Annotated in this window: 4 protein-coding genes and 2 pseudogenes; 5 read left to right on the plus strand and 1 reads right to left on the minus strand. The window is 64.1% G+C overall.

The annotated features are described in order from the left end of the window. Positions 1-617: FHA domain-containing protein (locus QZ079_RS07680; protein WP_297037227.1), on the plus strand; the 617-nt coding region annotated here is incomplete at its 5' end. A gap of 310 nt (positions 618-927) precedes the next feature. Here the strand turns inward: QZ079_RS07680 and QZ079_RS07685 are convergent. Then, a complete protein-coding gene (locus QZ079_RS07685) occupies positions 928-1,725 on the minus strand; it encodes an ABC transporter ATP-binding protein (RefSeq protein ID WP_297037229.1) in 798 nt (265 codons plus the stop codon). Between the two features lie 168 nt (positions 1,726-1,893). Here QZ079_RS07685 and ilvA point away from each other — a divergent pair, with 168 nt between their 5' ends. The 4 genes and pseudogenes from ilvA to QZ079_RS07700 all read left to right on the plus strand — a co-directional run. Continuing rightward, on the plus strand, positions 1,894-3,114 hold the full coding sequence (gene ilvA, locus QZ079_RS07690) for a threonine ammonia-lyase (protein WP_297037231.1): 1,221 nt from the start codon (positions 1,894-1,896) through the stop codon (positions 3,112-3,114). Positions 3,115-3,248: 134 nt separating this feature from the next. Beyond that, positions 3,249-4,496, plus strand: coding sequence for an Mbeg1-like protein (locus QZ079_RS07695; protein WP_297037232.1), 1,248 nt, complete (start codon positions 3,249-3,251; stop codon positions 4,494-4,496). Between the two features lie 321 nt (positions 4,497-4,817). Further along, positions 4,818-4,925: pseudogene (locus QZ079_RS09480) on the plus strand (leucine zipper domain-containing protein); the annotation flags it as partial. A gap of 59 nt (positions 4,926-4,984) precedes the next feature. Then, a pseudogene (locus QZ079_RS07700) lies at positions 4,985-5,635 on the plus strand (ABC transporter ATP-binding protein); the annotation flags it as partial.

Raw genomic sequence — 5,635 nt, forward strand, 5'->3', positions numbered from 1 at the left:
CGCCCGAGCCCGAGCCCGAGCCCGCCTCCGCGCCCGAACCCGAGCCCGAACCTGCACCCGCGCCGGAACCCGCCCCCGCACCGGAGCCTGCGCCCGCTCCCGAGCCGCAGGTACTATCCGTGCCGCCGGTTATCTCGGCATCTGCCGCTCAACCAGCGGCCGCGCCTGTCCGCGCGATGCCGCCGCAGCCCGAGCCTGAACCTCTGCCAGAGCCTGCGTTCCAGCCCGAAGCCTCGGAAAAGCCCGCACGCAGCTTTATCGGCTCTGCTTCAAATGGTACGACGCTTTTGGGAATGGCTCCTCTTGCCGCGCCGCGTGCGCCCCAGCGCGTGCTCGAGCGCGTTCGCGATGCCGCACGATTCGTTCTCCCCGATGCACCAGAAGTCGTCGTCGGTCGTTCGATGACCTGCGACATAGCGGTGGGTAACAACAGCAACATCAGCCGGCGGCACGCAGCGATCTTCCTTGAGCAGGGGCGTACGTTCATCATGGATTCTGGTTCGGCGAACGGCACGTTCGTGTTCGGTAGCCGCCTTGTGTCTGGCGAGCGTGCGCTGCTTGTCTCTGGCACCGAAGTCTCGCTTGCTGACGAGCGCTTCGTTTACCACGAGCGGTAAACGGCCGCTCGGGGCGCATTGCGGGCAAGTTGCCCTTGAGCATGGGGAAATGCGAGCGTTTTAGCTCGGCCGGTTGAGCGGAATGGGCGTGAGCACCACACTCGAGCCTTGAGTCGGTGGGTTTTTTAGGTTCTGCTGAGTAGCCCTTCTGAGCGCAAGGCGTCTACCTGCAGATACTTTTCCGCCGAAAGCCCTTCTACTCACGGCGTTTTCAAAAAACCACCGACTCAAAGCCTGAGTTGTCGATTTGGGCTACAGCTGCCCCGCTTCAGCATGAGAAAACCTGCCAAGTTGGGTTGTATTGTCTTTGCTAGTATCGCCCCTGCAGCGAGTACCAGCCGTCGCGCTCCTCCACGATGAGCGGCACGCCGAAGAGCTCGCTCATATGCTCGCTCGTAAGGAGTTCCGCCTTGGGGCCGTCGGCGAAGATCTCGGCGTCCTTAATAAGAAGCACGCGCTCGATAGCAGGGATGATGTCCTCGGGATAGTGCGTCACCAGCACCACGGAGCGTCCTTCGGCGGCGAGCAGGCTCATGGTGTTCCGCACGTGGTACATGCCCTCGGGGTCGAGTCCGGTGCAGGGTTCGTCGAAGATGAGCACGCGCGGGTCGCTCATGAGCTCGCGCGCCACGAGCACGCGTCGCACCTGGCCGGTGGAGAGCGTCATGACGTCGCGGTCGGCGAGGTCGGCGATGTCCAGGCGTTCGAGCGCGTCGAGCGCCTGCGCGCGCTGGGCGGGCGTTGCCTCCACGTGGTTCGGCAGGCCGAGCGTGCCGAAGATGCCGCCGCATACGATGTCGCTCACGGGTAGGTGCACGCGCACCTGGTCGTGCATGGTGGCGGACACGATGCCGAGCGCCTGCTTGATATCCGTAAGCAGCGGACGCGCGGCGCCGCGGAAGCGCACGGGCGGCTCGTCGCGGTGCAAGGGGAAAATCTCGCGTGTGAGCAGCTGAATGAACGTCGATTTGCCGGCGCCGTTGGGGCCTAGGAGCGCCACGTGCTCGCCTTCCGCCAGGTCGAAGTGGTCGACGGAAAGAATCGTGCGGCCGGCGCGCACCACCTGGGCGTCGCGCAGCGAGAAGAGGGGCGGAATTGTTTCGGCCATGAGCATCTCGCTTCCAAAACATCATGTGATGGTATGCTACTTTACTACACGAAAGTATAGCGCCTGAACGCTCTGCTCCGCCCGGCTGCCCTCACCGCGCATGATAAAAAGGTGTCTGACACCAAATTATCATTTGCGTGGCGCGGCATGATGCATGAAAGGATACCCATGCCCGAGATGCTCACCCTCGATGCCTTTGAGCAGGCGTCGGAGAAGGTCAAGGAAGTCACGCAGAAGACCGAGCTCGTGGAGAGCCCGTACTTCAGCCAAGCAACAGGCAACCGCGTGTTCTTCAAACCCGAGAACATGCAGCGCACGGGCGCGTATAAGGTACGCGGCGCGTACTTCAAGATTTCGACCCTTTCTGCCGAAGAGCTTGGCCGCGGCCTCATCACCGCGAGCGCGGGCAACCATGCGCAGGGCGTGGCGTACGCGGCGTCGAAGGCCGGCGCGCACTCCATCGTGGTCATGCCCACCACCACGCCGCTCATCAAAGTCGAGCGCACGAAAGGTTATGGCGCGGAGGTCGTGCTCTTTGGCGATGTGTACGACGAGGCCTGCGATTACGCCATGCAGCTTGCCGAAGAACATGGTTACACGTTCGTCCACCCGTTCAATGACCCCGTGCTCGCTACGGGGCAGGGCACCATCGCGATGGAGATCATCCAGGAGCTGCCGCTGGTGGATACGATTCTCGTGCCCGTGGGCGGAGGCGGCCTCTCGTGCGGCGTCTCGACGTTCGCGAAGCTCTACAACCCCAAAATCCGCGTGATCGGCGTGGAACCGGAGGGCGCGCCGTCGCTCACCGCCGCGCTCGAGGCGGGTTGCCCCGTGCGCCTGCCTGCCGCCAACACCATCGCGGACGGCACCGCCGTGCTCGAGGTGGGCGACAAGGTGTTCCCGTACCTGCAGGCAAACCTCGACGACGTCATCACCGTGCCGGACGACGAACTCATCGTGGCGTTTCTCGACATGGTGGAGAACCACAAGATGATCGTCGAGAACTCCGGGCTGCTCACGGTGGCCGCGCTCAAGCACCTGCCGGCCGAGAACCGGCGCGTGGCGGCGATCCTCTCCGGCGGCAACATGGACGTGATCACGATGTCCTCTGTGGTGCAGCACGGGCTCATTGCGCGCGACCGCATCTTCACGGTGAGCGTGCTGCTGCCGGACCGCCCGGGCATGCTCGTGCGCGTGGCGCAGGCGATTGCCGAGGTAAACGGCAATGTGATCAAGCTCGAGCATAACCAGTTCGTGAGTACGAATCGCAACGCCGCCGTGGAGCTGCGCGTAACCATCGAGGCGTACGGCACTGCGCACAAAGAGCAGATCATGGACGCGCTGCGCACGGCCGGCTTCGAACCCGCCCTCAGCGCCACCATGCTCTAGCGAGTGAGCAATTGAATCCAGGATGGGATTTCTCACGTATTGCGGGTGAAAAACTGAGCTCCAGACGGAATCAATCACTCGCACTAAAGCAGCCGACGGGATGGGTATAAGCGCTCAAACGACGAAAGGAACCCATGCCGTATCTCTTCGATTACGTGGAACACGAGCTCGCGACATTCAACCAGAAACCGTTTGGCCCCGTCGACGCGGCGGTGCTTTCCCAGGCGTGCATGATCGACGGCGCCGGCGTGGTGCCCGAGCCATCTGCGCTGCCGTCACTCATCGACCGGGCAGTCACGCTGCTCGCCCCCGACTCCCGCGGCGTGACGTTCGCGAATCTCATGCGGTCCGAGCTCTTCGAAGGCATGTTCACCGGGCTCGTGCCGGACGACATCCGTCGCCTGCTCATGGCGCTCGCGGCGAGCCCGCGCTACCGCGACCTGCGCCTGTGCGGATACCGTTCCGTGTTCGACGAGGCGTCGCGCACGCAGTTCGCAGCAACAACGTTTACCTGGAGAAACGCGCTTTCGTTCGTAGGCTTTCGCGGCACGGATGTCTCGGCCACCGGCTGGCGCGAGAACTTCGACATGGCGTATATGGACGAGGTGCCAGCGCAGGGGCTCGCGCGGGAGTATCTGGAGCATATGGCGTCGCGCTTGCCCGGCGAGCTGCACGTGGGCGGCCATTCCAAAGGCGGCAACCTGGCGCTCTATGCAGCGCTGACGTGCAGCGCGGGTGCGTGCGAGCGCATCAGTCGCGTGTGGTGTCTCGATGCGCCGGGTTTCCGCGCAGGGAGATTTTCGGCTGAAGATTTCACGCGGCTGGCTTTGCGCGCTGGCGCGGGAGGCGATGGCGCTGCCGCGGGCGAGGGCTCTGCGGTGGGCAGCGACGCTGCTGCGTGTGCCGTGCCGCCGCGCGCCTGTAAGGTTGAGCGCATCATTCCGCAGGACTCGCTGGTGGGTATGTTGCTCGAATGCCCGGTGCCGGCGCGCGTGGTGCGCAGCAACGTGCAAGGGCTCATGCAGCATTCCGTGTTCACGTGGGAGATTGCGGACGACCGAAGCGACTTCGTGGACGCCGAACGCTTGGGCGAGGGCTCGCAGGCGCTCCATGATGTATTGGCCGAATGGCTTGGCGGCATGGATGACGAGCGTTGCGAGCAGGTGGTAGATGCGCTCTTCGCCGCCTTGGGCGCGAGCGGCGCCCGCGATGCCCGCGACGTCTTTCTTGGTGGAAAGGCGTTTCCGCAGCTCGCGAGTGACGCGGTGCGCAATTTGGATGAGGCGTCGCGCGACGTGCTCGGCACCGCCCTGGGCGACCTCGCCGCCATCGCCGCCCGCCGTGCCGGTCGCGACCTCGTCGCCGCGATCTTCGGGGAGTGATGTGCCAGCGAGGGGCGGTGGGCTATTATGCGCCCACATCCCTCAGTGCTAATAATTGCCGAAACCGTCACGAAGCGCGTTCGAGAGGTCGCTTCGTGACGGTTTCGGCATTTCTTAGCACTGAAGGGCGATGCGGAATCTGAGTCTAGGACGGAAATGCTCGTCCGCGTTGCCTACGCCGAGCTGCCGGCTCCGAGCCTTTCGATATAGTGCGTGCTAGCTGTTCAGTGCCAAGACGTTGTTTACGCCCCGGGGGTGACAAATAGGGATGGCTCCCGCATGCTGTGAGTTGTCTACGCTTACGGCAGAGGGGGCCATCCCATGTCCCAACATCCTAACGCAAGGCTCACCCCGCGCGGCCGGGAGCTGCTCTGCGGCCGGGTCGCCGGCGGCATGCGCGTCTCCGAGGCGGCGCGCCAGGCGGGCGTGAGCCGCCAGTTCTTCAACATGTTGGCGGGTGCTGGCATGGCAGTGGTGGCTGCCTCGTCACGCTGCTTGGCCCCTCCGGTTGCGGCAAATCCCCCCTGCTGCGCTGCCTTTCTGGCTTGGAGCAGGTCACCGAGGGCACCATCATCCTCGACGGCGAGGATATCACCAACGTGCCGGCGAGCAAGCGCAACATCGGCATGGTGTTCCAGCAGTACAGCCTGTTCCCCAACATGACGGTCGAGCAGAACATCGCCTTCGGCCTCAAGATGCAGAAGACCCCGCAGGACGTGATCGACAAGAAGGTGGCCGAGGCCATCGCCATGGTCGAGCTCACCGGCAAAGAGCGCGCCTACCCCGCGAGCCTTTCCGGCGGCCAGCAGCAGCGCGCGGCGCTCGCTCGCTCGATCGTGACCGAGCCTAAGGTGCTCTTGCTCGATGAGCCGCTTTCGGCCATCGATGCGAAGCTCCGCAAAGCCCTTCAATCGCGCATTCGCGAGATCAACCAAGAGCTCAACCTGACCTCGATCTTCGTGACGCACGACCAGGACGAGGCCATGGTTATGTCCGACGTGATCCAGCTCTTCCATGACGGGCGCATCGAGCAGGCCGGCAGCCCGGTCGAGGTGTACACGAGCCCGGTCTCCGAGTTCGCGGCGAGCTTCATCGGCAGCTACAACCAGCTGAGCGCAGAGGAGTTTGGCGCACTGGCC

Source organism: uncultured Enorma sp. (assembly GCA_905210055.1).
Classification (GTDB): domain Bacteria; phylum Actinomycetota; class Coriobacteriia; order Coriobacteriales; family Coriobacteriaceae; genus Enorma.